This window comes from Cohnella phaseoli (assembly GCF_003386235.1).
Lineage (GTDB): Bacteria > Bacillota > Bacilli > Paenibacillales > Paenibacillaceae > Cohnella > Cohnella phaseoli.
Window position 1 is genome coordinate 42,221 of the sequence record NZ_QRDZ01000045.1, and the last position, 25,940, is coordinate 68,160.

Consider the following 25,940-nt stretch of genomic DNA (forward strand, 5'->3'; position numbering starts at 1 on the left):
AGTGGCGGCAATTATCGGACCGTATAATGGGATCTAACGAGGCGCGCTCGTTAAGTTGGCCCGTATACGGTTTTATGCGTTTTAACAAAGAGGAGGTCTTGGCATGTTGAAGAGAGGGACAGCAGTACGGCTTCTATCCGTCGCGCTTGGCGCTTCGTTGATATTTACGGGATGCGGGAAATCCGGCGGCGAGGGAGCCTCCGGACAACCGTCCGAATCCGCCAGCGCTTCGGCGACAGCGACGGAATCCGCCGGCAAGCCCGGGGAGAAGCTTAAGCTGACGTTGATGATCGCGCCCGTGGACGATCCGAGCGGCAAGGTCGAAGAACAGATGGTGGCGGAGCATTTTAAGGACAAGTACGATATAACCTTTAAGCCGTGGGATTCGAATGTAGAGAAAACGCTGAAAACGACGATCGCCGCAAGCGAGCCCATCGACGTCGCGATGTACTGGCCGGGAGCGATGGAGACGTTCGTCGATTCCGATATGGCGCTGGATTTGACTCCCTACCTGGAAGCGGACGGAGGGGCTTGGAAGATGACGTTCGTGGGCAACGCGCTGGATGCGGGAACCTACGGGGGCAAAGTATACGCGGTTCCTTACGCCGCCGTATATCCGCTGCTCGAAGTGAACAAGGATATCGCCGACCAAGCCGGGGTTACGTTTCCCGACGGACCTCTCAGCTGGGACGATTTCATGCAAGCGCTGGAGACGATCAAGGAAAAGACGGGAATCGTTCCGTTAGGACTATATAAGGACTGGGGCCCATGGGTTCCGCGAAATAATCTGATGACGGTATGGCCCGATGAGCAGACTCGAAGCGACTTTGCCGCAGGCAAAATTCCGTTCACCGACCCGCTCGCGGTCAAAGCGTTCGAGGCTTCCAAGGAGCTGTACGACAAGTACGTATATCCGGGCAAGGGCGCGTTATCCACGACTCTTGAGCAGGTAAACGTCGCGTTCAAGGCCGGTAAAGTCGCGGTCAAAGCGAACGTCAACATTCTTGCCGCCCAATCCGTCAAGGAATCGGGGCTGGCCAACGTGCAGATCGTGAGCTGGCCGAACATGGGGCTGAATCACGTGTTGGGAGGATCGAACGGCTACATGATTCCGGCCAACGTTCCCCATCCCGAAGCTTCGATAGAGATCGTGAAGTATTTGACCAGCGCGGAGGTGCTTCAGAAGCGCGTCGATACGGGAGCTCCGGTCACGGTAAGCGGCGTCAAATCCGACGACCCCAATTTCGCGTTGTACGCCAAGGATATCGCCAATATTCAAACCGAAGAAGTCATGCATTTGTCGACGAAAATGATCGATATCCTCAATGCGAAAATGCCGGCGAACTATATATTTAACGGCATGGCCTCTCTGGAAGAACTGGAGAAGCTGAGGCTGGAGGCCGTGAAGCCTTAAGCCAATGAAGGAATGCGGCGGGGCAGGCGGGAGAAGCGGTCCGTCCCGGCCCGTCCGCTCCGACCGATCGGAGGTCCGAAACAAATGAAATTCATCAAGAGTGGCTCGGCTTTAACGCTTCGCACCCGAATGCTCGGAACGCTTTTCCTTCTTCCGGCGCTGTTGTTCGTCGGAGCGACGATGATCGTTCCGATCGGGTGGAACGCGGCTCTGTCTTTTGCGACGTGGAACGGCATGGGAGCGATGAAGGCGGCCGGCTGGAGCAATTACGCGACCTTCTTTCAGGATCCGGTGACGTTAAAAGGCTTCTATTACTCGGTCTTCATCGCCGTGGCGTCTACCGCGATCGCGGTTTTTACCGGCCTGCTTCTGGCGCTGGCGATCCATCGGGTCGGGCGCAAGGAGGGGGCGTTCTACCGGTTCGTGTTTTTCGCGCCGGCGATGATGCCGCTGGTCGTCATCGGCTTGCTGTTCACCTTTATTCTCAGTCCCGATACGGGGTTGCTTAACGGCATATTGAGGGCGATAGGCCTCCAAAGCCTGGAGCATGCTTGGCTTGCGGAGCCCGGCATCGTCTTATGGACGATCGCCGTCGTCGGCGGCTGGCGGTTTTCCGGATTCGTCATGATGCTCGCCTATACGGCTATCGTATCCTTGCCCGGCTCCATGTTCGAGGCGGCCAAGCTGGAGGGGCTGGGATACGTCCGCCAAGCCCGCATGATCATCCTCCCCTTGATCATGCCTACGATTCGTCTCGTTACGATGCTCATGCTGATCTTGTCGTTCAAGACGTACGACATCGTCTGGGCGATGACCAAGGGAGGGCCGGGCGATTTCTCGCGGACGGTCCCCGTCCGAATGCTCGACGTCGCTTTCCGCTATAACGAATTCGGCTACGCCGCCGCGATCTCCGTCATGCTGACGATCGTCGTGTCGCTGATCATCGCGTTGTCCAGGAAGCTGACGAAGGGGAATGTCTATGAATACTAGAATACCGCTTGGCGGGTATGCGTTGAGGGCGGTTCTCGTCTGTTTGGCGGTCGTTAATTTGTATCCGCTTCTGTTCACGCTCATGACGTCGCTCAAAACGTCGGAACAATTTTTTACGGATATTTGGGCCTTTCCGCGCGAGTTTCTCGTCGACAATTACGTTCAGGCGTTCGAGATCGGCCGGATCGGCGAATACTTCTATAATAGCGTCGTTATCGCGCTTGTCACGCTCGCGATGGTGACGGTCGTGGCAGCCTTCGCCGCTTACGCGTTGGCCCGCCTGCGCGTTCCGTTCGGCGGGGCGATCGTCGGCCTGCTTCTGATCATTCAGATTTTGCCGACCGAGTCGATGATTTTGCCGCTGTATATGATGATGTCCAAGCTGAAGCTGCTCGGCGTCACTTACGTTCCCGTTACCTTCGCTTACGTGGGATGGCTGCTGCCCGGAACGATCGTCATTCTTCGCAACTTTTTCCTTTCGATCCCGTCGGAACTGCTGGAATCCGCGAGAATGGACGGGAGCGGGGAGATCAGCACGATGTTCCGAATCGCATTCCCGTTGACGGGAGGGGCGATCGCGACTTGCACCGTACTGAACTTCTGCTTCGTATGGGGAGAATTGCTGTGGGCGCAAATCTCGACGCTGACGACGGAGAAGGGACTTCCCTTGACCGTCGGGCTGATCAACTTCCAGGGTCAGTACGCAACCGACTGGGGGCTGATGACGGCGGCGATCTGCATGATCCTCTTCCCGCTGTTTCTGCTCTTTATGTTTCTGCAAAAATATTTCGTGCAAGGTTTGACTTCCGGAGCGGTAAAAGGCTGACGATATACTGGTGAGAGGGAGCGTTAAACATGATCGCGGAGACGGTTCAATTGCGAATCGGAAGCGGCAGCGCCCGGCTGCAGAAATACTTGTTGCATCGCTCCTTGGAATTTCAGGCGGACCGGCATCGGCCAGCCGTCATCGTCTGTCCCGGCGGAGGATACCTGAGTACCTCCGACAGGGAGGCGGAGCCGGTCGCGCTGCGATTCGCGGCGCACGGCTATCATGTCTTCGTCCTCAGGTACACGACCTGGTTCGGGGAATACGTTCCCGACTTGAACGAGACTCCTCCGGGCAACGAAAGCTCCGTCTGGCCGCAGCCTCTGCTCGAAGTGGCAGCGGCCTTGGCGACGGTGCGGCAGAATGCCGCGGAATGGAACGTCGATCCGGACCGAATCGCCGTCGTCGGCTTTTCGGCAGGCGGTCATCTCGCCGCGAGTCTCGGCGCGCATTGGGCCGACGCGTTTCTGCGGGAGAAAGTCGGCGTCAAGGCCGAACTTATGCGCCCCGATGCGCTCATTCTCGGATACCCGCTCGTCGATCACGCGCATGCGTTGAGGAGAGAAGAGCAGGCGGCCTTTAAGGCGCTCGTCTATCGGGCGCATTTCGGCCGTCCGGATCCGTCCTTGCAGGAGCGTGAGGCGCTAAGCCCGGTTCGCTACGTCAACGACGGCACACCCCCGACTTTTCTCTGGCATACGGCCGACGACGAGCTCGTTAGCTCTCGCAACTCGCTGCTATGGGCAATGGCGTTGGAGGAACGCGGCATACCGTACGAGCTTCACATCTTCGAATCCGGCGTGCACGGGCTGTCGCTGGCGGACGAAACCTCGGCGGCGGACGGCACGCATATCAACGCAGGATGTCAGAAATGGTTTGAGTTGGCATTGACGTGGCTAAGGAGCAGGTGATGGTTATGATAGAGGAATCGGCAGGCTTTAACGCCGTTAAGCTCGCCGTCGCACAGGAAAGCTTGGAGCGGCGCATTCGCGAGGGCGCGTTGGCGGGAGCAGCATTCCTCGTGTCTCGAGGAGGCCGGACCGCGCTTAGCGCGGTGCAAGGCTATGCCGACATAGAGAAAGGTCTTCGTCTCCAGAAAGATTCGATCTTCCGGCTGGCTTCGATGACCAAGCCGATTATCGCAGTGGCCGTTATGACGTTGGCCAAACAAGGGAAGATTAGGCTGGAGGATCCGCTCGGGAAGTATATTCCCGAATTCGCCAACGATTTTTACGTCGCGATCCCGAACGTTCGAACGAATGTCGCTGCCTACGAGCCCGATCCCGATGCTCCGGCCGGCTCGATCCCGGACGACATTCCGTCCTATTCGCTGGAGCCGGCGACCCGTCCGATAACGGTTCGCGATCTGCTCACCCATAGCTGCGGCTTGGGGCAGGGGGCGGTCGGTTTTCGCGAGCTGCAGATGCCCGGACCGGGAGCGACGCTGTCCATCCATATTCCGACTTGGGCGAACGTGCCTCTCGATTTTCAGCCGGGCTCCCAGACGGGATACAGTCCGATTGCCGCGTTCGATATTTTGGGAAGGCTCGTAGAGATTGCTTCGGGGCTGCCGCTAAATCTTTATTTGCAGAGGGCGTTGTTCGAGCCGCTCGGCATGCGGGATACGACGTTCGCGCCCTCGAAGGAGCAGCGCGCGCGGTTGGTCGCCTTATACGAGAGCACGGGGGGAGAGCTGAGGAGGTCAGCGAACCAGAATCCTTTTATTCATCCCACCTATTATTCCGGAGCCGGCGGATTGCTTGGAACGTTGGAGGACTATTGCCGGTTCGTCAAAATGTTGGCTGACGAGGGGGAATTCGAGGGGAAGCGGATTTTGAACGCGAAGACGGTACGGGAGATGGCGTCGCCGCAGCTTCCGAACGGCATAGAGGGATTTCCCGAATGGCAGACTTGGGGACTCGGCATGCGCGTCGTCATCGAAGGAGAGTCCCCGGAGACGCCGTTGTCGACGGGAAGCTTCGGATGGAGCGGCGCATGGGGGACCCACTTCTGGATCGATCCGAGCAAAGACCTCTTTGCCGTGCTCATGATTAATCTCGCGAACGCGGGAGGCTCCGAAGCGGAAACCGCCCGCGAGTTCGAGAGCGCGGTGATGGGAGCGGTCCTGTGAATGGAGATTTGCGAGATCGCGCATAATATTTATAGAAGAGACGGAATGGCTCTCGGGGGAAAATGATATCCCTGCGCGCCATTCCGTCTTTTTCAGAGATTGGAAGTTGACAACAAAATTAAAATCAATTATTATTCCATTATATCAACTCGGAATAGTATGTTTTCAGAACATTCCGAAAATTACGCACGATGACCAAGGGGAGAACAGAAAATGAAATTCAACAAGATTAGCTTGCTGGCATTGGTTCTATTGTTAACAACGGCGCTGGCCGCCTGCAGCAAAGATAATTCGAACAGCGGCGGTCAGAACGCTTCCGGAAGCCCATCGGCCAGCGCGGGTTCGTCCCAGGAGGCCAAAGAATATAAGAACGAGTTGAACATCGCCCTGACGGCGCAGCCTCCGACGCTGGACGCTCCGATGACGGTATCGACGGCAGCGCTGGATACGGCGGGCAACATTTTCGAGCAACTGTATACAATGAACGCGAATTACGAGCCGACGCCGGAGTTGGCGGAATCCGCGGAGAGAAGCGAGGACGGCTTAACGTACACGTTTAAGCTGCGTCAAGGCGTGAAGTTCCATAACGGCAAAGAGATGACCTCCGACGATGTCGTCGCCTCGATGAACCGCTGGCTCGTAACTTCGTCTCGCGCGAAAACGCTGCTGACGAACGCCAAGTTTGAAGCAGTCGACACTTATACGGTAAAATTGACGGTGGAACAGCCAACTTCCGACGTGCTGATTCTGATCGCATCCCAAGCGCAATTCCCTGCGATTATGCCTAAGGAGATCGTGGAGTCCGCACCTGCGGAAGGTATCACCGATTATATCGGCACAGGACCTTACAAATTCAAGGAATGGAAGCAGGATCAATACATTCATCTCGTTAGAAACGAAGATTACAAGGGCAGCGACGCCGAGCCGAGCGGCTACTCCGGACGCAAGTCCGCGGCTACGGAAAACCTTTATTACCACTTCGTAACCGACCACGCAACGCGAGTAGCTGGCATTAAAACCGGCAAATACGACGTAGCCGACGCGATTCCGATCGAGAACTACGACGAGTTGGAGGCAGATAAAAACGTCACGCTGCACACCAATCCAGGCGGCACGCTGACGGCGTTCCTGAACACTACCGAAGGCCTGTTCGCTAACGAGAAGATTCGCCAAGCGGTTCTGGCCGCGCTGAACAATGACGAGATTATGCTGGCGAGCTTCGCCAAGCCGGAGCTGTACTCGCTTGCGCCGGGTTACTTGAACACCGCCCAGACGCAGTGGGCTACCGATGCCGGCAAGGAGTATTACAATCAGGCAAACGAAGAAAAAGCCAAGCAGCTTCTGGCCGATGCAGGTTATAATGGAGAAGAAGTTACGCTGCTGACTACGAAGGATTACAATGAAATGTACACGGCAACGCTGGTCATTCAAGAACAGCTGCGCAAAATCGGCATGAACGTGAAAGTGGACAACTACGATTTCCCGACTTTCCTGGAGACGAAGAACAACCGCAGCAAGTGGGATCTGTTCGTGGCGAGCACGGGGTACCAGCAGACGCCTCCGCAATTGCTGGCCGTGAACCCGGACTGGGCCGGTTTGAACAACGACACCGTCAAGAACGGTCTGGCCGCTATTCGCGGCGCCGCTACTCCGGAGGCAGCCAAAGCCGAATGGGAGAAGGTTCAACAATTCCTGTACGAATTCGGTTCGTCCACGGTAATCGGTCACTACAACGTTCTGGTGGCGACGTCGAAATCGCTGGAAGGCTTCGAGCAGTTCAAATCGCCGGTCGTATGGAACGCCAAAGCCCCGAAATAACATTCGGATAGATTCCCCATCCGAGGAGGGTGCGCCAGGCTGCTTAGCAGCTTGGCCGACACCCTCCTTCTATTGATTCAATCAGACCATTCATCGAACGAGGGGATTTCATGCTGGCTTACATTGCAAAAAGGCTCCTGTCTCTCATTCCCGTATTGTTCGTCGTCACGGTCGCGATCTTCCTGATCATTCACCTGACGCCGGGCGACCCCGCGGCCGCCATGCTGGGCATCGAGGCTTCGGAAGCGGATATTCAGGAGCTGAATGAGAAGCTTGGACTGAATCGTCCCGTCCATGAGCAGTACATTCATTGGGTCGGCGGCGTCCTGCGAGGCGATCTGGGCGATTCCATCTTCATGCGCCAGCCCGTCGGACAAGCCATTGCCGAGCATATCGGCCCGACGCTGTCGCTGGCGGTGCTCGGACAGCTCATCGCGCTTATTTTGGCGATTCCGTTCGGGATGATCGCCGCGTACAAGAGGGGGACGCCGATCGATTACTCGCTCATGGGCGTGTCGCTGCTGGGCTTGGCGATCCCCAGCTTCCTGCTCGGACTGTTTCTGATGCTGATCGTGGGCGTGCAGCTGCAATGGCTGCCGGTCGCGGGTTACGAGCCGCTGAAAGAAGGGCTGTGGGAGCATTTGCAATATTTGATTCTTCCCGGACTTTCGTTGGGAGCGATTCAGGCCGCCCTAATCACCAGAATGACCCGTTCGTCGATGCTGGAGATTCTGAACCTGAACTATATTAAGACGGCGCGCTCCAAAGGTCTGCGGGAGCTGACGGTGCTGACGAAGCACGCTTTCCGCAACGCCTTCCTGCCGATTCTGACCGTAATCGGGCAGACGTTCGGGACGCTCGTGACCGGAGCAGTCGTGGTGGAGTCGATTTTTAATATTCCCGGACTTGGCCAGCTCATCCTGAACTCGGTCGTTCGCAGGGATTTTGCCGTTATTCAGGGCGTCGTTCTGATTGTCACGCTGATCTACGTAGGCATCAATCTGATCGTCGATCTGCTGTACGGAGCGGTGGATCCCCGCGTTCGTCTGGACCGCAAATAGGGAGGAGAGGCAACATGGCGCAAGAAATGGCGAAAGAGAATATCGCCGCGATGAGCAAACGGCTGAAAAAAGAACAGCGAGCCCTTCGTTTGCGCAGGTTCAGAAGCAATTACGGATTGACGATCGGAGCCGTACTGTTCGTGCTGTTTGTCTTGATCGCAGCCGTCGGTCCTCTGCTCATGCCGTTTGATCCCTATGCGATGAAGGTGACCGAGCGCTTGCAGGCGCCAAGCGGCACGCATCTGCTCGGAACCGACGAATTCGGGCGGGATTTACTGACGAGAATCGTGTACGGCGCGAGGGTGTCCATGAGCATCGGCTTGGTCGTGGCGCTGCTGTCCTCGCTGCTCGGGCTCGTGATCGGCATTTATGCCAGCTATTATAAGACGCTGGACCATATTCTAATGCGCATCTGCGACGGATTGATTGCCATTCCCGGCGTATTGCTCGCGATCGCTCTAATGGCTGCTCTAGGGGCCTCATCTATTAACGTTATTATCGCATTAACGATCGTATTTACGCCGAACATCGCACGGGTCGTGCGTTCGTCGGCGCTGGTCGTCCGCGAGCAGACTTATATCGAAGCGATGCATGCCCAAGGGGCGAGCGATTCCCGCATTCTCTGGAAGCATATCGCCATCAACACGCTATCGCCGCTGCTCGTCCAGGCGACCTTTGTATTTGCGGAAGCGATTATTTCCGAAGCGGCGCTCAGCTTTCTGGGTGCGGGCATTCCGGCTCCGGAAGCGAGCTGGGGCAACATTCTTCATGCAGGCAAACTGGTCATTTACAAGGCTTGGTGGATGGTTGTTTTCCCCGGCGTGTTTATCATTTTGTCCGTTCTCGGCCTGAACCTGCTGGGGGACGGGCTGCGAGATTTTCTCGATCCGCGCGTGAAGCTCAGACAGAAGAAATCATGACATCGAACGGGACGGAGGATGAGACATGAATCAGGCGCCTCTATTGGAACTCAACAACTTGAAGACGCATTTTCATACGGAGCGGGGCAGGGCGACGGCCGTCGGCGGAGTCAGCTTTACGATGGATCGCGGTGAAATTATCGGCATCGTAGGCGAGTCGGGCTGCGGTAAAAGCGTCATGTCGCAATCGATCCTGCGGCTGCTTGAGCATACCGATTCGGTCGAATACGAGGGCGAGGTTCTGTTCGAGGGCGAAAACCTGCTGGACATGCCTCTGTCCAAGCTGCGAGCCGTTCGCGGCAACGACATCTCGATGATTTTCCAGGATCCGCTCACCTCGCTTAATCCGGTATACACGATCGGCAACCAGATCGAGGAGACGCTGCGGCTGCACAAGAAGCTGTCGAAGAAGGAAGCGCGCAAGAAAGCGATTGAAATTCTGGGCTTGACGGGCATCCCATCCCCGGAGACGCGTGTGGACGATTATCCGCACCAGCTTTCCGGCGGCATGCAGCAGCGGGCGATGATCGCAATGGCGCTGGCCTGCGAGCCGAAGCTGCTGATCGCAGACGAGCCCACGACGGCGCTGGACGTCACGATTCAAGCGCAAATTTTGGAACTGATCACAGAGCTGAATCGGACATTGGGGATGGGCGTTCTGTTCATTACGCACGACCTGGGGGTCGTAGCGGAAATCTGTACCGGAGTCAAAGTCATGTATTTGGGCCGTATTGTCGAGGAGGCGCCGACGGAGCAGTTGTTCCGCTCGCCGCTTCATCCGTATACGCGAGGACTGCTTCAATCAATTCCGAAGCTGGACGGAGACCGCAACGAGAAGCTGCATGTGATTGAAGGAACAGTGCCTTCGCTATTCGATATTCCGCGCGGGTGCGGCTTCTCGACTCGTTGCCCTTATGCGGACGAGAAGTGCCGTAACGAAGACCCGGTGATGCTGCAAGCTGACGAGCGGCACCGGGTCAGATGCTGGCATTACGCCGAGATCGACGCGATGGAAGAGAGGAGGAACGGGGATGGCGAAGCAGTTGGCGGCTGAGCCGATACTGGAAGTCAACGAATTGGTCAAGAAGTTTCCCGTGTACGGCCCTTTCGGAAGGCTGGTTGGCCCCAAGGCTCATGTGAATGCGGTCAGGGAAGCGACCTTCCGCATGTACGAAGGAGAGACGTACGGCCTCGTCGGCGAATCGGGTTCGGGCAAGAGTACGACCGGACGCGCTATCCTCGGCCTGACTCCCGCCACCTCGGGGGAGGTGCTCTATCGGGGCAAGGATCTCGTCAAGCTGTCGCAACAGGAACTGCGCAGCATTCGCAAGGACATTCAGTTCGTGTTCCAGGACCCGCTCTCTTCCTTGAATCCGCGCAAACGAATTGGCGACATTCTCGAAGAGCCTCTGATCATTCATAAAATCGGCAATCGGGAGCAGCGACAGGAGAAGGTGTTCCGCATTCTTGAGGTCGTAGGCCTGCAGCCGGAGCATTATTTCCGTTATCCGCACGAATTTTCCGGCGGCCAACGGCAGCGGATCGGATTGGCCCGGGCCCTGATCGTCAATCCGAAAATGATGATCTGCGACGAGCCGGTGTCGGCGCTCGACGTATCCATTCAGTCGCAAATTCTGAATATGCTGCGCGGACTTCAAGCCGAACTAGGCTTGACGATGCTGTTTATCACGCATGACATCAGCGTCGTTCGCTATATTTCCGACCGGATCGGCATTATGTACTTGGGCGCAATCGTCGAGGAAGCGCCCACGGACGATTTGTTTGTCGAGCCTCTGCATCCGTATACGAAGGCGCTGCTATCGGCGGTTCCCGATTATACCCGCAGCCGGCTGAAGGAACGGATCGTTCTGAAGGGCGAGATTCCTTCGCCGCTGTCTCCGCCGTCAGGCTGTGCGTTCCATACGCGCTGCCCGCTGGCGACAGACAAATGCAGAGTCGATCGTCCTGCGGCCAGAGAGGTTCGGCCGGGACATCGAGTTGCTTGCCATTACGTGTAAGGGATAGTTCACTGCCATTGCCATTAACATTAACTTTGCCACTACAACTACGACTTCCAAGGGAGAGATACAGCTATGACAACGGTGAGAATTACGCAAGGACAGAACGTCGTTTACAACGAAGCGGGTCTGCAGGTCATCGGCACCACGGCGCCTAACCGCAGCGGGCTGAATCCGAAGGAGCTGCTGGAGGCCGCGCTCGGTCTGTGCGTGTCGATCTCGATGCAAAAGAAGCTTGCCCGCGACGGAGTGGACTACGACGCCTCCGAAATCGAGATCGAGATAGCGGCGAGCAAGGCTCAGGGCGTGACGGATCGCTTTACGGACTTCAAGGTAACGCTGAAGCTGCCCGATTCGCTGGACGAGGCGTACAAGCACGAGCTGATCGAAGCGGCCGAAGAGGTGTGCACCATCGGCAACACGCTGAGAAACGGCGCGGCGATCGAGACGGTAGAGGTATAATCGGTGAGGACGGAAGATGGAGCGGGGAGAGATCCCCGATCCATTTTTTCGTATACGTCCGATAGCATCGACGCGAGTTCGGGATGGGACAGACAAGGCGGATTCTGCTGCTAGAATTCAAAGTGGACACCCGCTGAGAGCATTCTCCGCTCTACTTGGTTGACGGGGCGGTGGGGGAGCAATTTTAGGTGGAAAATCCGCGCTAATTTTGTCGAATTGAGGATATGAGTCGATTTAAAGCGGGAGACCCGCTTTAATTTCCTCAAAAGAGAAAATTCTCCGATTTAAAGCGGAAGACCCGCTCTAGTTTCGCCTAAAAGGGCCACCTCTCCTTAGATCCTGCCAGTTACCCTACAGTTACAGCTTCCCTGATCGAACGTAACGTACCGATCGGTCTCGTTCGGGCCTACGATGACTGCTTATAGTCACCATTTTTCCAATCATAGTATTTTATCTTCATTCCTGCGGCAAGGAGTCAATTCTTAAATAAGGGTCATAATCAGACATGAATCACAGTTTACAAAATAGGGAATCACTTGATATTATGAAGCAATAATCAAACGCGATGACGAGAAGAGTAAGGGAAGATATGCTTGCACAGAGAGCTCCGGCAGCTGAAAAGGAGCCAAGAACGTTTCCCAGAAGCAAACAAGCAAGACCGTTCCTGTAATGGCCTCTAATGGCACAAGGGACGGTCTTTCCCGTTGTGGGGAGCAATTCGTTCGAAATGCGAGCAGCTTCGTATACCCGGAATTCAGTTGGACGTTCCAACGCCTAACAGACATGTGCAAGTTCTCCACTCCAGCCTTGTTGTGGCGATCGGCCGAGTTATAGTAAGATTAATCCCAAATAAACGATCGAGGATACAGCCATGCAATTGCCGCAACTATTTTTAGATAAAATGAAAGAGCTACTGCGCGAAGAATACGAGGCTTTCGAGGCCAGCTATGACAATGAGAAAGCCCAGGGGCTGCGAGTAAATCCGTTAAAGATATCGGCGGAGCAATTGCTTCGCATTGCGCCTTTCGAATTAATTGGCGTGCCGTGGGTGCCGGAAGGGTTCTATTATGGAAAGGAAGACCGTCCTGGCAAGCATCCTTACCATGAGGCGGGATTGTTTTATATTCAGGAGCCTAGCGCGATGGCCGTCGGCGCGCTCGTGGACCCGCAGCCGGGAGAAACGGTGCTCGACTTGTGCGCCGCTCCGGGAGGGAAAACGACGCATCTGGCCGGCCGGATGAACGGGGAAGGACTGCTGATCGCCAACGAGCCGCATCCCGCCCGCGCAAAAATCTTGTCCCAGAACATTGAGCGTCTGGGTATACGCAATGCGGTCGTGACCAATGAGATGCCGGACAAGCTAGCCGACAGGTTTTCAGCGTTCTTCGACCGAATTCTGGTCGACGCCCCGTGCTCGGGCGAAGGCATGTTTCGCAAAGATCCGGACGCCTGCGCCGAATGGAGCCCCGAACATGTGACGATGTGCGCGAGTCGGCAGCTCGATATTCTAGAAAGCGCCGCAAGGATGCTGAAGCCAGGCGGGCGGCTCGTCTACTCGACATGCACGTTTTCCCCGGAAGAGAACGAAGGAACGATCAGCAGGTTCGTGGCGCTTCATCCGGAATTTGTGATTGAGGACGCGCAAGCTTATGAAGGGTTTGACCAAGGTAGAGCGGACTGGACTTCGGACGCTGCGTCCGGCATTGGCGAGACGCTGCGACTGTGGCCGCACCGCATTCGCGGCGAGGGCCATTACGCCGCCGTGCTGAGGAAGACGGACGGAGAAGAGGAGCCGGCAAGACGCAAGTACGCCAAAGGCTTGAGCGACCGCAAAGCGTTGAAGGACTATTTCGCATTTGCCGAAGAGACGTTGGTTGCAAAGCCCTCCGGCGAATTTACCCTGTTTGGAGATCAACTGTACATTTTGCCCGCAGGGATGCTCTCTCTCGATCAACTGAAGATTGTCCGGCCGGGATGGCATTTGGGCACGTTAAAGAAAAACCGCTTCGAGCCCTCGCATGCGTTAGCTTTGTCGCTGAAGGCCAATGAGGCTCGGAATAGCCTCAGCTTAACCGCTGATTCGCCACAGACGCTTGCTTATTTGAAGGGCGAAGCATTGAAGGTCGACGGGCCGAAGGGATGGCATCTCGTCGATGTCGACGGCTTTTCGCTTGGCTGGGGCAAGCTGGCGGACGGAACGCTGAAAAATCATTTTCCGAAGGGGCTTCGGTGGACTGGGGGATGAGCGCTTCATGACGTAACCAACGGAAGCAAAAAGCTTGTCCATCAAGTGTATATTAGCTAAAATAGAGAAAAGGTCCCTGACTCCTTTCGACCCCGAGGAGGATCATAACCTATCGAATGGCAAAGCTAGTCTGCGGTACATTTGAAGGATTATGGGGAGGAAGAGGCATGAGCGAACAAGTATTGGAGTCCATTCTCACCGAATTGCAGCAGGTCAATCGGCGGCTGGACGGGATGGATCAAAGGTTTGATCGTGTTGAACAGCGGTTGGATGGGATGGATCAGAGGTTCGATCGTGTTGAACAGCGATTGGACGGTATCGAACAGCGTATGGACGGTATCGAACGACGGATGGACAGCATGGAAGAGAAGCTTGACCAAGTCAAAGTTGCGGCTGTCGAGACCCGGCAATGGGTACGGAAAATCGAGGGTGTCCAAGAGCAGCATTCATCGACGATCGAAACATTGACGATCGAAACGCTGACAATGGGGCAGGAACGCCAAGGCAAGATCATCGAGTCGCTCGCTTTGAAATCGCTCGAACATGATACTGATATTCGCGCGCTTAAGCGCGCCAAATAAATTTAAACATAGAGAGCTGTTGCGGAGTTGCCGCGCAGCTCTTCTTTGTTTGCCGCTGACAAGGCGAGGAATTCATCTGGATCATGTCGAATATTACTGAATTTCGGAATACTATGTAAGTTGAACCAAAGAGACGTCGAAGAAGTGTTTGTCGGAGGAGGTTAGAAATGAGACGCTGGCTCGCGAAATCGCTGAAACGAAAGTTAACGCTGCTGCTCGTGTTCGCGATCTTGGTTCCGATGCTGATTACCGGTATCGTTTCTTATCGGATCGCCGCTTCCGTAACGGAGGAGAAGGCGAAGCAGTCGGGGATGAATACGTTGAAGCAGGTGAAGGACAAGCTTGAATTCGTCATTCAGGACGTGGAGAATATGTCCATTTTCTTGATCGGCGAGAAAGACATTCAGCTTTATCTGGACAACAAGACGGAGGACGTCACCCGCTACTCTCTGATTATCGGGACGCTGACGAACTTGGCATTTTCCAAAAAATACATCTCTAATATTACGATCAAACCGCTGGATGGCAAGCCGGAGCTGTCCAACTCGACCATTCTCGAATCCGGGCTGCCCCCGCTGCTGGAGCAGTTCAAGATGGATTACCGGAAAACCTCGAAATGGTGGACATCCCTGTATACAAATTATACGAACGAGGGCGTCAAGCAGGTGGTCTCGATTGTGCGGCCGATTCGAAATTTTTACAATTTCCGCGAGATCGGCTGGATTTCGGTCAGTCTCGACCAGAAGGAGATCGAACGCTTCATCAACGAAGCGGCGTGGGAGAAGAGCGGCTATGTTCTGCTCCTCGACAAAGAGGACAGAATCATTTCCGTCTCCGGCGGCGATCCGTCGTGGCTATCCAGGCCCATCGCCGAGGTAATGCCTCATATGGAGCAGTTGAACGAAGCTAGCGGGGTACTTCAATACGGAAAAGGAAAAGAGCAGAAGACGATCCTGTACAATACGATCCCAAACTTGGGCTGGAAGCTTGTCGGCTTCATTCCGACGCGGGTTTATGGGGCGCAGAACGCCTATGTGCTGAGCGTAACGGCGTTTGCGACGGGAATCGCGCTGGTGCTCGCCGTCGGACTCATGCTGCTGTTCGTCCAGTGGGTGACCAAGCCTCTGACCGTTCTGACGAAGTATTTGAGGCATGTGAACCCGGACGATCCGATTCCGCTCTATCCCGTTCGAAGCACGGACGAGATCGGGCTGCTCGTGCGCAGCTACAATAAGCTCGGCGACAAAATCGACCTGCTCAAGGACCAGGTCCAGAAAAACGAAGCGAAGAAAAAGGAAGCGGACATGCAGGCGCTTCAGGCGCAGATCAATCCGCATTTTCTGTACAATACGCTATCTTCGATTCAGTGGATCGCGCTAATGAACAAGGACAAGCAAATTGCCGAGATGGTCGGCGCGCTCAGCGATTTTATGAGATTCAGCTTGAACAAGGGCGAGGAGTATTGTCAGCTTCGTCAAGAGATCGCTCATGCGCAGAACTACGCGTACATACAGTCCATTCGTTTCCCCGATCAATTCGAGCTCGAATTTTTCGTCGATCCAAGCCTGCTGGATTTGCCCATCTTGAAGCTGCTGTTTCAGCCGCTTATAGAGAACAGTCTGATCCACGGCATTCAGAAAAAGAAGGAGAAGGGGCAAGTGTTCGTGCATGGGGAGCGAAACGGAGACGCGATGAAGTTTGTGGTCGAGGATACGGGCATCGGCATCGAAGAAGCGACGCTGCGGAACATTAGAGCCCGAATGTATGCGGATGCCGACTCGGCGCCGAGCCCACGCAATGGAGACGCGGCGAAGCCGAATACCGGAAGCTACGGCCTGCTGAACGTTCACCGGCGGCTCCGCTTGCACTATGGCAGCGAGTCCGGCTTGACGATCGACAGTCAGGCGGGTCGCGGCACGCGAATTTCGTTCCTGATACCGCTTAAGGAGGGGCAACAGCCATGAAAATCATGATTGTCGACGACGAGGTTATTATCCGCAACGGCCTGTGCACAGTAATTGATTGGAAGGAGCTCGGGCTGGATTTGATCCCGCCGGCCGCCTCCGCGGAAGAGGCGCTGGAACGAATTCCGGACGAGAAACCGAACATTCTGCTTACCGATATTCGGATGACGGGCATGGACGGCATCGAGCTGATGAAGGAAGTGAAGCGGATGCTGCCCGACACGGAAGTGATCATTCTGTCCGGCTTCGACGACTTTGCATACGTTCAACAGGCGCTTCGCGGCGGCGTCACCGACTATTTGCTGAAAACGAGCCGACCGGAAGAGATTATTAAGGCGGCGCTGAAAGCGAAGCAAAATATTTTGGACAAAAGAGAGCTGCTGAAGCAGGAACTGCGTCAGCGCAACGAGTTGAACAGACAGACGTTGATGAAGCTGCTGAACGGCGGCAAGGAAGACGCCAGCGCGGACGAGTTGAATACGATCAACGAATGGCTCCGCAAGCAGGATGGACAATCGAACGACGATGGGGAATTTTCCATGAGGGTCGTAATCGTCTCGGCTTCCGGTTGGGGGGATAAGCGTTTCGAGGGATTGTTAATCGGAGCGGTGGACAACATTATGAGCGAGCTACTAACCTGCATGACGCTTCCGGACAAGGAGCGCCTTATCGTCGTGCTGCGCGAAGAGGCGGGAGCGTCCGACGAAGCTTCGCTGGCCCGCGAGATGAAACGGATCGGACAAATTCTCAAGTGCGAGACTTTCGCCGCGCTCGGGCGGTCCGTGGGCGGCTGCGAGCAATTGTCGGCATCCTTCGCGGAGGCCGATCGGATTTATTCGTTTAAGGGCTTGATCGGAAGCAGCGGATTGTTTTCCTCCGAGCATCTGAAGAGCAGAACGGGCGGCAGAACGTTGTGCTCCGAGCAGGAGGAGGCGGAACTGTCGGCGCTGCTGATGAGCAACGATGCGACCGGTCTTAGACATTGGACGAACCAGACGGTCAGGGCGCAGGTGGAAGACCCGGCGGCCACGCCGTCTACGCTGCAAGCCTATTTGCATTCCGTCGTTATTGCGGGCCATCGCTGGCTGGAACGAACGCGCACGGGAGAGTCGGCCGGAGAACTGGGAGCGCAATCGGCAGTCGTCTACGATTGGGGAGGACGGCCGGAAGACGAAGTGTTTAGAAGCCTTTCCGCGATTATGGCGGCTTATCATCAATCGGTGGACCGATCTCGCTTCGCGTATATCCGCAAGGCGACCGACTACATTCGCGAGCATCTCGATCAGCCGCTGTCGCTGCAGCAGGTGGCCGGCTTCGTGCATTCCAATCCGAATCATTTCAGCGAGGTGTTTAAGCGGGAGACGGGAATGACCTACCTTGAATTCGTCACGCAGGAGCGGATGCGCAAAGCCGCCGAATTGCTGCACGGCACGCCGATCAAGGTAGCCGATATCGCCAATCGGGTAGGCTATGCGGATATTAAGTACTTTACTCAGCAATTTAAGAAGCATACCGGCAAAACTCCGTCCGAATACCGGCAGTCGCCGAAAGAAGCTGAGAGATGACCCCCCTCGTTCCGAAGTTTATCCCGTTATCCCGATTGTTGTCGCCTTGTATACTGAACTTGTAACGAGAGACGAGGAGGGCATAACGAATGAAAAAGACATGGTTAACTGCACTGCTGACCGCGTGCATGGCGGTATCTCTGATCGGCTGCGGCTCCGGCGGAAACAGCAATTCCTCCAAAGAGAGCGGCCAAGCTTCGGCGACGAACGCCGCCGGCGAGAAGGTTAAGCTGTCCATCTGGCATAACTATACGGGCGACGACCTGCGCGCGCAGACGATGCGCGCCACGCTGGAACAGTTCCAGAAGGACAACCCGAACATTCAATTGGATATTCAGGGCATCCCGCCCGACGGTTACCGCGCTCGTCTCAAGACGGTGGCGGCGGCGAACGAAATGCCGGACCTGTTCGTCATGTGGCCAGGCGTCATGACGAAGGAATTCCACGGCGGTGACCTGCTTCAGCCGATCAACGAGTTGATCGACAGCAAACAGGAGTGGAAGGAAGGCTTCCTTCCGAACTCCTTTAACGACTTTACGATCGACGGCAACACCTACGCCGTTCCGATGGCGCTGTCCCCGACGTCGATTCTGTACTACAACAAGAAAATGTTCGCCGACAACAACGTACAGCCGCCTAAAACGTGGGATGAGCTGATGAGCCTGGTCGACACGTTCAACAAGGCGAAGATTACTCCGATCGCGCTCGGCAACAAAGCCGCATGGCTGGCCCAATCCAGCATTCTCAGCTCCCTGGGCGACCGGGTGACGGGCACGGAATGGTTCCTCAAAGCGGTGGCGGGCGATGGAGCGAAGTTCACCGATCCGGAATTCGTTCAGGCGCTCGCTTACTTGAAGCAATTGTCCGATGCCAAGGCGTTCCAGGACGGCTTCAACAGCATCGACAATACACAGATGGAGCAGATGTTCGCGCAGGGCAAAGCCGCGATGATGATCGACGGTGGTTGGGCGCTGACCAACTTGGCCGCGAACGCTTCCCCTGAAGCGCTGGCCGATATGGGCGCAACGGTGTTGCCGTCCGTACCGGACGGAAAAGGCAGCACGAACTCCCTGTCCGGCGTCGTTGGAACGGGACTGGGACTGAGCAAGAACGTGGAAGGCGCTCGCAAGGAAGCTGCGTTTAAGTTGATCTACACGATGGCGAGCCCGGAAGTTCAGAAGAAGACGCTGGAAGGCAATCAACTGGTCAGCTACAAGGTCGATCTGGACAAGTCCAAGGTTTCCCCGATCTTCGCTGAAGTGTACGGCTTGCTGGGCACGGTCACGACGACGCCGGTATACGACGGACGCCTTAGCTCCGCAGTCGCCGACGTTATGAACAACGGTCTGCAAGAGCTGCTTATGGGCGGATCTCCTGATGCGATCGCCAAGAAAATTCAGGATGCGCATGAGAAAGAGCTCGCAATGGCCAAATAACGTAGCGGGAATCGAGATTCCAGCAGCCGGGAGTTCCCGGCTCTGGGATCGAACGGTTAACGACTCGCGAGCAAGCTGTCCCGAGGATAGCGAAGCCGTGTGACTTGCAAGGAGGGGAACCATGACAACTTCGGCGCGAATCAAGGGATTTATCGTGATCGGAATTTTGCCCGCTCTGCTGATCTATTTGTTTTTTGTCGTCATTCCGATCTTCTGGTCCGCTTATTACGGATTTTTCGATTGGAAGGGAATCGGCGCGGCCAAATTTATCGGATTCGACAACTATGCGGAAGTCGTCCGTGATCCGATCTTCTGGAAAGGCTTCAAGAACAACATGCTGATCGTCGTTGCGTCCGTGTTCGGCCAAGTGCCGATCGCCATGATTTTGGCGCTTCTGCTGACGAGGACGAATCTTTTCCAGAGGATAATTAGAGCTTCCGTATTTATGCCGATGGTGCTGTCATCCGTCGTCGTGGGCATCATTTGGAGCTACATTTACCATCCGCAGATCGGTATTCTGAACTTCGTACTGGACGCAACGGGGCTAGAAACGCTTAAGAGAGCATGGCTCTCCGAGCCGAGCATCTCGATGTACATGATCATGATCCCGATTATTTGGAACTATATCGGACCGTACATGATCATTTTTATCGCGGCGCTGCAGAACATTCCGTCCGAGATCAACGACGCCGCGCAGATCGACGGGGTCGGCTCGTCCCGCAAGCTGTTCCAGATTACGCTTCCGATGATCTGGGATACGATCAAGGTCGTCGTTGTGCTCTGTATTTCCGGAAGCTTGAAGGCGTTCGACCTGATCTACGTCATGACGGGCGGCGGTCCGGCGCATACGACGGAAGTGCTCGCATCGTATATGTACAACAGCACCTTTAACGTATATCGATTCGGCTACGGCAGCGCGATTTCGACGTCGATTATCATTTTGAGTCTCATCTTGATTCTCGGCAGCCAATACCTGATGAAACGGGATTATCGATAGGAGGCGTTACACATGCAGATGGAGCAGAAGCTTCCCTTTAACCCGGGACGAAACGGGGCGAAAATCGGCCGCGGATTAATCAATGTCGGATTGACGCTGTATGCGATCGTTACGCTATATCCGCTGTTCTGGCTGTTCACCAGCGCTTTCAAGACGAACGAGGAGTTTGATTCGCGACCTTTCTATCTTCCGGAGGTATGGCACTGGGATAACCTGACTAAAGCGTGGGATGTATCGGCGATGGGCACTTCGCTGATCAACTCGACGATCGTCACGATCGCGGCGCTTGTGCTAACGCTGCTGCTAGGAGCGCTGGCCGCATACGTGCTGGCACGGTTTCAATTCCGGCTGAAGGCGTTCTTCATGGGCCTGTTCCTGCTCGGCATGCTTATTCCGATCCACAGCACGCTTGTGCCTCTGTTCATTATGTTGAAGAAAGTATCTCTGCTCGATACGTACTGGTCGTTGATCTTGCCGTACACGGCGTTCGAGCTGCCGCTGGCGATCTTCGTGACGGCCGCGTTCCTGATGTCGATTCCGAAGGAAATCGAGGAAGCGGCGCTGATCGACGGAACGGGCTACTGGGGCATCTTCTTCCGGATGATGCTGCCGCTCAGCCTGCCGGCGTTATCTACGGTCGCGATTCTCGGCTTCCTGCGTTTCTGGAACGATTTCGCGTTTGCGCTTATCTTTATTAGCAAGCCGGCGCTCAAAACCGTTCCGCTCAGCTTGTCGGTATTCGCCACCGGCTATTCGACCGACTATAAGCTGACGATGGCCGCGATGACGATCGCGGTGATCCCGACGATCATAGCGTTCCTGATGTTCCAGGAGCAGATCATGAAGGGGATGACCGCCGGAGCGGTCAAAGGTTGAATCGCAATTGCTGAGGCTGTCTCATAAGTAGGGTTGTATCAAGATGATCGATAAAGAAAAAGTGCATGTATCTCCTGGAGACTGCCTCATACGGTCCTGAAATTACCCTATTACGGGTTAACCATTCGGATTTCAGGATCGTATAGCATCGGAAGGAGATACATGCACGACAATCTTCTCTATCGATCGTCTTTTTGTACAACTTTTTTACTTATGGGACAGCCTCTGTTGGCATTTTAAGAGCTGAAGCCGCTTTGGCGTCTGCGTACGAGCAGCCATCCGAAGCGCAGCCAGAGAAGCCCGATCAGCAGCACAGCTACGGTCAGCGACAGGAAGACGGCTTTGCGGGCGCCGATGGACAGGAACGGAGAGTAATCCACGGCGAGCCGCTTTTCCGCCAGCTTCATCAGCTCGATCTGCAATGCCGGATTGTTATCCATTCCTCCTGCATTGAGACGATAGCCATTTTTCTGGCCCGGGGCGTTGAGCCCGCTTTTAACAGTAAAGGTCAGCTCGATTCCGAGCTGCTCGCAAACCTTCAATAACGGATCGGAATAAGCTCCGTAAGGGAACGCGAGCGCATAGTTCGGCTTGCCCAGCTCCTGCTGCAAAACCTCGTTCGCATGACGCAAATCCTCGGTCACGCGTTGCTCGTATTCTTCCTCGGTTTCCATTCTCCCCGCTTTTTTCAAGTACATCGGATGGGCCAGCTTCGCTTTCAGATCGCCTTTATTCGGGGAGTTCGGCACATAGCTGTGCGAATCGAACGTATGGCTGAAAAACTCGATCCCGCCTTGCTGCATTTCCTTGATCTGGTTCCAGGTTGCTTTGGGAAAAGCCCCCTTCCTGTCTCCGACCTTGCTAGCAATCAGGAAAGCGGAAGCGGGTGCTCCGTGCTTTTGCAGCAACGGATACGCATGACTGTACAGAGATTCGTAGCCGTCGTCGAAGGTGAGCAGCACGGCGTTGTCGGGAACCGGAGCTCGATGAAGAACGAAGTCTCGATATTGCTCCATCGTGATCCAATGGAAGTTGTTGGATTCCATTAATTCAAGCTGTCGTTCGAAGTCGGCCGTGCTGAGGGATTTGATGTCCTGCGGCTCCGGGTTGACGTCGTGGTACATCAGCACGATGACGCGATCCCGATAGTAGTTGCCGTTCGGGCTCAGCTTTGTCGGCTTTAATCCGTAGTAGACGACCTGGGACTTATCCAAGGCAAGCGCATGTACAAAGCCGGGCATGGCCTTGAACAGCGAAGGAAAGTACGAGTTATACCAGCGAACTGTCAACACGCCCAGTGCCAGTACTCCGACGATCAGCAGCGACGTTAAAATCAGAAATGTTCTTTTGAGCTTCATGCTTGTTTCCTTCCATTGATCGGTCGATCCCGTCATTTATTCCTTTTGATCATAGCAGATTTTACGATTGGATTCGAATCGTTGGACGCGGAGAGTACAGATGGTATATTGTTTGGGGAAGAGTCATACGCGAACGGAGAGAGGAGGAGGGGGAAGGTGGCTGGCAAAAAAGTCGATCGGTTTCTCCTGCTGCTCGTGCTGGCGACCTTAAGCGTTGCTGCTGCCGTCGCCTCCTGGACGTTGGCCGCGGATCGCGGAACGGCAGTGCACCGCGGCATGCTGGATCTTAGTCACTGGGACCCATACAAGGACGGCGTTTTCGATCTGGACGGAGAGTGGGAATTCTACCCCGGCGAGCTGCTCACCCCTGATCATTCCGTGCAGGAACGGGGCGAGGGCGGCTTTATCCAGGTGCCGGGAGAATGGAACGGTTGGACCGGACCGGACGGCGCTGCGATGGAAGGGTACGGCTACGGCACCTATCGGCTGGTCGTAACGAACGCTCCGGTGGGCGAGGCGCTTGCGATTGCCAAAAACTACGTCAGATTCGCGGACAAGCTGTACATAGACGGAGCGTTGGTCGGAGAGTCCGGGGAGCCCGGCGCGGCAAGGGACAGCTACGTGCCGAGGAACGTGCCTTATACGGCCTATTTTAAGGTGGCTCACTCCGAGTTTGAAGTGCTGCTTCAAGTTTCCAACTTCGATTTTGAGGCGGGCGGCATCACTAACTCGCTTCAGTTCGGACCGGGCAAAGACGTTCAGGTCCGGAAAGGCCTCATCGTGGGCGTCGATCTTATGGGTACGATGGTTTGGTTGATTATCGCAGCTTTTACATTGGGGATGTACTTGTGGTTCCACCGGAACGCTTTGCTGCTTTGGTTCGCGCTTTATTTCGTTCTCTACGCCATCAGCGTCATTGCGAACGGGGAACGCGTCCTGCTGCAGTGGCTGCCGGAATTGCCGTTCGAATTGGCCTTCAAAATCAAAACCGTCTCCTTGTTCGCGACGCCGGCGCTGTTCTTCCTGATCGTGCGCAAGCTGATCGAACGGCCGATCGTTCGCGGCATCGTCCGCGCTATGGTTTGGCTGCTGACGCTCTACGTGGCGGCGATTGCCTTGCTGCCTTTCCGGCTCTATTCAGCCGCTCAGGACATTGTCTATTTGGTGATGATGCTTGCCTATTTGGCGCTAATTGGCTGCTTGATTCGCGAATATGCGAAGAGGCGTTACGGTCGGTTGTCCCGACGTCAGTTCCAACTGTTTATCGCGGCGGTATGGGCTACGATTATGCTTGGAGCGAACGTCATTTTGAGCAATGCGAATATGACGTCGATGCTGCTGAACAATGCGGTAGGCTCGCTGTTTTTTATCTGTGTCGTGACGTTGCTGATCCATCAATACGTTGCCGCTTACGTCTCGATGGACAAGCTGACCAAACGGCTTCAGATTGCGGACCGGATGAAGGACGAGTTTCTGCTGCTTACCTCCCATGAACTGAATACGCCTTTGAACGGAATCATGAACGTCTCCCGGACGCTGCTTCAGGATACGATACGGCGCGGCGGGACGGAGGCGCGGGAACGTTTGTTAATGATTCGGAACACGGCGTACCAAATGTCCAATTTGGTTAACGATATCATCGACGGGGCACGCATTCGGGACGGCAAGCTGGCGCTGAATCCCGGATTGGTCGATCTGGGAAGCTGCGTCTCCGTCGTGATGGAGGTGTCCGCATTTCTCGCCAAGGGTAAAAATATTCGGCTTGTTCCGCGGATCGATCCTCAAGCAAGATATGTGCACGCGGATGAAAGACGCCTGATCCAGGTGATACACAATGCCGTTCACTCGATTCTGACCGATACACAGGTGGGGGATGTGAGCGTTGTCAGCTCGTTGAGCGACGGACGGGTGCTCATCGGGATCGAGACCTCGGTCCCCAAGGCAAAAACGGACGAGAATGCCGCAGCGGCCGACAATGGATTTACGGTTGGTTTATCGGTAGCGAAGGAGCTTGTCGAACTGATGGGCGGTTCGTTCGTTTCGGGTCGGAACGGCTTGCATCTTTCGCTGCCGGCGGCTCCCTCCGATTCCTTGGCGGAGGTTGCCGCTGCGGCTGAGCCGGAGACAAGCCCGGCTCCTGCAGGACAAGGAAGCCGGAGAGACGGAGCCGCGCGGATTCTGATTGCATCGGCCGACCCGATCGGGGTCGAGCATCTGTACGGGATGCTCACCGCCGAAGGCTACGAGGCTCTCTTCGCCGGCAACGGCAAGGAGGCTTACGAGGCCGTCACTCGGTTCGACCGCCCCGATCTCGTGTTGGTGGATGTCATGCTGCCGGAGGAAAACGGCTTTGAGTTATGCCGAAAAATACGCCGTCACTTTACGCAAGTCGAGCTGCCGCTTCTGCTGATCAGCTCCCGAAGCACCTCCGCGGACATAGAAGCGGGCATCGCCGCCGGGGCAAGCGACTTCGTCGCCCGTCCGCTTGATCCCGGAGAAATTCGCGTCCGTATTCATACGCTGCTGTCAATGAAACGGCTTGTCAAGGAAGCGGCCCGCAGCGAGATGGCGTTTTTGCGATCTCAGATTAAGCCGCACTTCCTCTATAATGCGCTCGGTACGATTATGTCGCTGTGTTACACGGACGGGCCGCGAGCCGGAGAGCTGCTGAGCATTTTCAGTCGATATTTGCGCATCATTTTTCATCTGGATAATACGGAGGAAACCGTCAGGCTGAGCAAGGAGATCGAGCTGATTCAAGCCTACGCGGACATCGAGAAGGCGAGGTTCGGAGAACGCGTTCGCGTCGAGCTGGATATCGATTCGGAGCTGTATCGCTGCCATGTCATGCCTCTGACGATCGAGCCGCTCGTAGAGAACGCGATTCGTCACGGGGTGTCCAAGAAGCTGAGCGGCGGAACCGTCAAGCTCTCGATCCAGAGGGAGGGGGAGTTTGTCCGGGTCGTCGTAGAGGACGACGGAGTCGGCATGACGGCGGAGCAGGTCGAGGCGATTCTGAATCGCGAAAAGCAGGAGCAGGGAGTCGGCTTCCGCAACATCACTCGCCGAGTGGCGCACATGACCGGCAGGGCGCCTATCGTGGAGAGCGAGCGGGGCGTCGGCACGAAGGTGATCATCTGGCTTCCGCTTGTGTACGAATAGCCCGAAACGAATAGATACGAGGGGGCTGTCTCATAAGTGGACTTATGAGCAGCCTTTGTTTTATCTCGATGAATGTTTTTGTGGGGATGTATCTCCTTACGGTTGCTGTTGGAATC

20 protein-coding genes are annotated in these 25,940 nt (G+C 55.5%); 19 read left to right on the forward strand and 1 reads right to left on the reverse strand.

Annotated elements, in window-relative coordinates; genetic code table 11:
• The first annotated feature begins 103 nt into the window (after window positions 1–103).
• The 18 genes from DFP98_RS35210 to DFP98_RS35295 all read left to right on the forward strand — a co-directional run bounded on the left by DFP98_RS35210 (window position 104) and on the right by DFP98_RS35295 (window position 21,304).
• The gene (locus DFP98_RS35210) at window positions 104–1,414 is read left to right on the forward strand and encodes an ABC transporter substrate-binding protein (RefSeq protein WP_116065321.1); all 1,311 of its coding nucleotides are present in this window, start codon (window positions 104–106) and stop codon (window positions 1,412–1,414) included.
• A gap of 84 nt (window positions 1,415–1,498) precedes the next feature.
• On the forward strand, window positions 1,499–2,404 hold the full coding sequence (locus tag DFP98_RS35215) for a carbohydrate ABC transporter permease (RefSeq protein ID WP_181918138.1): 906 nt from the start codon (window positions 1,499–1,501) through the stop codon (window positions 2,402–2,404).
• Window positions 2,394–3,230, forward strand: a complete 837-nt coding sequence (locus tag DFP98_RS35220; protein WP_181918139.1) for a carbohydrate ABC transporter permease — start codon at window positions 2,394–2,396, stop codon at window positions 3,228–3,230. The genes DFP98_RS35215 and DFP98_RS35220 overlap by 11 nt, the downstream gene beginning before the upstream one ends.
• A gap of 29 nt (window positions 3,231–3,259) precedes the next feature.
• Window positions 3,260–4,141: an alpha/beta hydrolase gene (locus DFP98_RS35225; RefSeq protein ID WP_116065324.1), complete on the forward strand. Its 882-nt coding sequence runs from the start codon at window positions 3,260–3,262 to the stop codon at window positions 4,139–4,141.
• A gap of 5 nt (window positions 4,142–4,146) precedes the next feature.
• Window positions 4,147–5,361, forward strand: coding sequence for a serine hydrolase domain-containing protein (locus DFP98_RS35230; RefSeq protein ID WP_220377217.1), 1,215 nt, complete (start codon window positions 4,147–4,149; stop codon window positions 5,359–5,361).
• Between the two features lie 213 nt (window positions 5,362–5,574).
• Entirely contained in the window at window positions 5,575–7,179 is a 1,605-nt protein-coding gene (locus DFP98_RS35235) for an ABC transporter substrate-binding protein (protein WP_116065326.1), read from the forward strand.
• A 110-nt stretch (window positions 7,180–7,289) separates the two neighbouring features.
• The gene (locus DFP98_RS35240; RefSeq protein WP_116065327.1) at window positions 7,290–8,240 is read left to right on the forward strand and encodes an ABC transporter permease; all 951 of its coding nucleotides are present in this window, start codon (window positions 7,290–7,292) and stop codon (window positions 8,238–8,240) included.
• Window positions 8,241–8,254: 14 nt separating this feature from the next.
• The gene (locus DFP98_RS35245) at window positions 8,255–9,160 is read left to right on the forward strand and encodes an ABC transporter permease (RefSeq protein ID WP_116065328.1); all 906 of its coding nucleotides are present in this window, start codon (window positions 8,255–8,257) and stop codon (window positions 9,158–9,160) included.
• A gap of 25 nt (window positions 9,161–9,185) precedes the next feature.
• Window positions 9,186–10,214 carry an ABC transporter ATP-binding protein gene (locus DFP98_RS35250; RefSeq protein WP_116065329.1) on the forward strand — a complete coding sequence of 343 codons (1,029 nt, stop codon included), beginning with the start codon at window positions 9,186–9,188 and terminating at the stop codon, window positions 10,212–10,214.
• Window positions 10,192–11,178 (forward strand): ABC transporter ATP-binding protein, encoded by a 987-nt coding sequence (locus DFP98_RS35255; RefSeq protein ID WP_116065330.1) that lies wholly within the window; start codon window positions 10,192–10,194, stop codon window positions 11,176–11,178. Before DFP98_RS35250 ends, DFP98_RS35255 begins: the two co-directional genes overlap by 23 nt.
• A 75-nt stretch (window positions 11,179–11,253) precedes the next feature.
• Complete coding sequence (locus tag DFP98_RS35260; protein ID WP_116065331.1) at window positions 11,254–11,640, forward strand: OsmC family protein; 387 nt, start codon at window positions 11,254–11,256, stop codon at window positions 11,638–11,640.
• Between the two features lie 871 nt (window positions 11,641–12,511).
• Window positions 12,512–13,885, forward strand: a complete 1,374-nt coding sequence (locus DFP98_RS35265; protein WP_116065332.1) for an RsmF rRNA methyltransferase first C-terminal domain-containing protein — start codon at window positions 12,512–12,514, stop codon at window positions 13,883–13,885.
• Between the two features lie 167 nt (window positions 13,886–14,052).
• Complete coding sequence (locus tag DFP98_RS35270; RefSeq protein WP_116065333.1) at window positions 14,053–14,466, forward strand: hypothetical protein; 414 nt, start codon at window positions 14,053–14,055, stop codon at window positions 14,464–14,466.
• 167 nt (window positions 14,467–14,633) lie between these two features.
• On the forward strand, window positions 14,634–16,430 hold the full coding sequence (locus DFP98_RS35275; RefSeq protein ID WP_116065334.1) for a cache domain-containing sensor histidine kinase: 1,797 nt from the start codon (window positions 14,634–14,636) through the stop codon (window positions 16,428–16,430).
• Complete coding sequence (locus tag DFP98_RS35280; RefSeq protein WP_116065335.1) at window positions 16,427–17,995, forward strand: response regulator transcription factor; 1,569 nt, start codon at window positions 16,427–16,429, stop codon at window positions 17,993–17,995. The genes DFP98_RS35275 and DFP98_RS35280 overlap by 4 nt, the downstream gene beginning before the upstream one ends.
• 89 nt (window positions 17,996–18,084) lie before the next feature.
• Window positions 18,085–19,431 (forward strand): extracellular solute-binding protein, encoded by a 1,347-nt coding sequence (locus tag DFP98_RS35285; RefSeq protein ID WP_116065336.1) that lies wholly within the window; start codon window positions 18,085–18,087, stop codon window positions 19,429–19,431.
• A gap of 121 nt (window positions 19,432–19,552) precedes the next feature.
• Entirely contained in the window at window positions 19,553–20,428 is an 876-nt protein-coding gene (locus DFP98_RS35290) for a carbohydrate ABC transporter permease (protein WP_116065337.1), read from the forward strand.
• 18 nt (window positions 20,429–20,446) lie between these two features.
• Window positions 20,447–21,304 (forward strand): carbohydrate ABC transporter permease, encoded by an 858-nt coding sequence (locus DFP98_RS35295; RefSeq protein WP_246017046.1) that lies wholly within the window; start codon window positions 20,447–20,449, stop codon window positions 21,302–21,304.
• A gap of 236 nt (window positions 21,305–21,540) precedes the next feature.
• Here DFP98_RS35295 and DFP98_RS35300 read toward each other — a convergent pair whose 3' ends face one another.
• Complete coding sequence (locus DFP98_RS35300) at window positions 21,541–22,662, reverse strand: polysaccharide deacetylase family protein (RefSeq protein ID WP_181918141.1); 1,122 nt, start codon at window positions 22,660–22,662, stop codon at window positions 21,541–21,543.
• 156 nt (window positions 22,663–22,818) lie between these two features.
• On the opposite strand from DFP98_RS35300, the gene DFP98_RS35305 reads away from it, so the two are divergent.
• The gene (locus DFP98_RS35305) at window positions 22,819–25,824 is read left to right on the forward strand and encodes a histidine kinase (RefSeq protein WP_116065340.1); all 3,006 of its coding nucleotides are present in this window, start codon (window positions 22,819–22,821) and stop codon (window positions 25,822–25,824) included.
• Window positions 25,825–25,940 lie beyond the last annotated feature (116 nt).

Bases quoted from the DNA above. Each gene is read 5' to 3' on its own strand.
- DFP98_RS35215 (WP_181918138.1), top strand. From the start codon at position 1,499: ATGAAATTCATCAAGAGTGGCTCGGCTTTAACGCTTCGCACCCGAATG.
- DFP98_RS35280 (WP_116065335.1), top strand. From the start codon at position 16,427: ATGAAAATCATGATTGTCGACGACGAGGTTATTATCCGCAACGGCCTG.
- DFP98_RS35235 (WP_116065326.1), top strand. From the start codon at position 5,575: ATGAAATTCAACAAGATTAGCTTGCTGGCATTGGTTCTATTGTTAACA.
- DFP98_RS35285 (WP_116065336.1), top strand. From the start codon at position 18,085: ATGAAAAAGACATGGTTAACTGCACTGCTGACCGCGTGCATGGCGGTA.
- DFP98_RS35300 (WP_181918141.1), bottom strand. From the start codon at position 22,662: ATGAAGCTCAAAAGAACATTTCTGATTTTAACGTCGCTGCTGATCGTC.
- DFP98_RS35210 (WP_116065321.1), top strand. From the start codon at position 104: ATGTTGAAGAGAGGGACAGCAGTACGGCTTCTATCCGTCGCGCTTGGC.
- DFP98_RS35255 (WP_116065330.1), top strand. From the start codon at position 10,192: ATGGCGAAGCAGTTGGCGGCTGAGCCGATACTGGAAGTCAACGAATTG.
- DFP98_RS35275 (WP_116065334.1), top strand. From the start codon at position 14,634: ATGAGACGCTGGCTCGCGAAATCGCTGAAACGAAAGTTAACGCTGCTG.
- DFP98_RS35290 (WP_116065337.1), top strand. From the start codon at position 19,553: ATGACAACTTCGGCGCGAATCAAGGGATTTATCGTGATCGGAATTTTG.
- DFP98_RS35260 (WP_116065331.1), top strand. From the start codon at position 11,254: ATGACAACGGTGAGAATTACGCAAGGACAGAACGTCGTTTACAACGAA.
- DFP98_RS35295 (WP_246017046.1), top strand. From the start codon at position 20,447: ATGGAGCAGAAGCTTCCCTTTAACCCGGGACGAAACGGGGCGAAAATC.
- DFP98_RS35220 (WP_181918139.1), top strand. From the start codon at position 2,394: ATGAATACTAGAATACCGCTTGGCGGGTATGCGTTGAGGGCGGTTCTC.
- DFP98_RS35225 (WP_116065324.1), top strand. From the start codon at position 3,260: ATGATCGCGGAGACGGTTCAATTGCGAATCGGAAGCGGCAGCGCCCGG.
- DFP98_RS35250 (WP_116065329.1), top strand. From the start codon at position 9,186: ATGAATCAGGCGCCTCTATTGGAACTCAACAACTTGAAGACGCATTTT.
- DFP98_RS35270 (WP_116065333.1), top strand. From the start codon at position 14,053: ATGAGCGAACAAGTATTGGAGTCCATTCTCACCGAATTGCAGCAGGTC.
- DFP98_RS35240 (WP_116065327.1), top strand. From the start codon at position 7,290: ATGCTGGCTTACATTGCAAAAAGGCTCCTGTCTCTCATTCCCGTATTG.
- DFP98_RS35265 (WP_116065332.1), top strand. From the start codon at position 12,512: ATGCAATTGCCGCAACTATTTTTAGATAAAATGAAAGAGCTACTGCGC.
- DFP98_RS35230 (WP_220377217.1), top strand. From the start codon at position 4,147: ATGATAGAGGAATCGGCAGGCTTTAACGCCGTTAAGCTCGCCGTCGCA.
- DFP98_RS35245 (WP_116065328.1), top strand. From the start codon at position 8,255: ATGGCGCAAGAAATGGCGAAAGAGAATATCGCCGCGATGAGCAAACGG.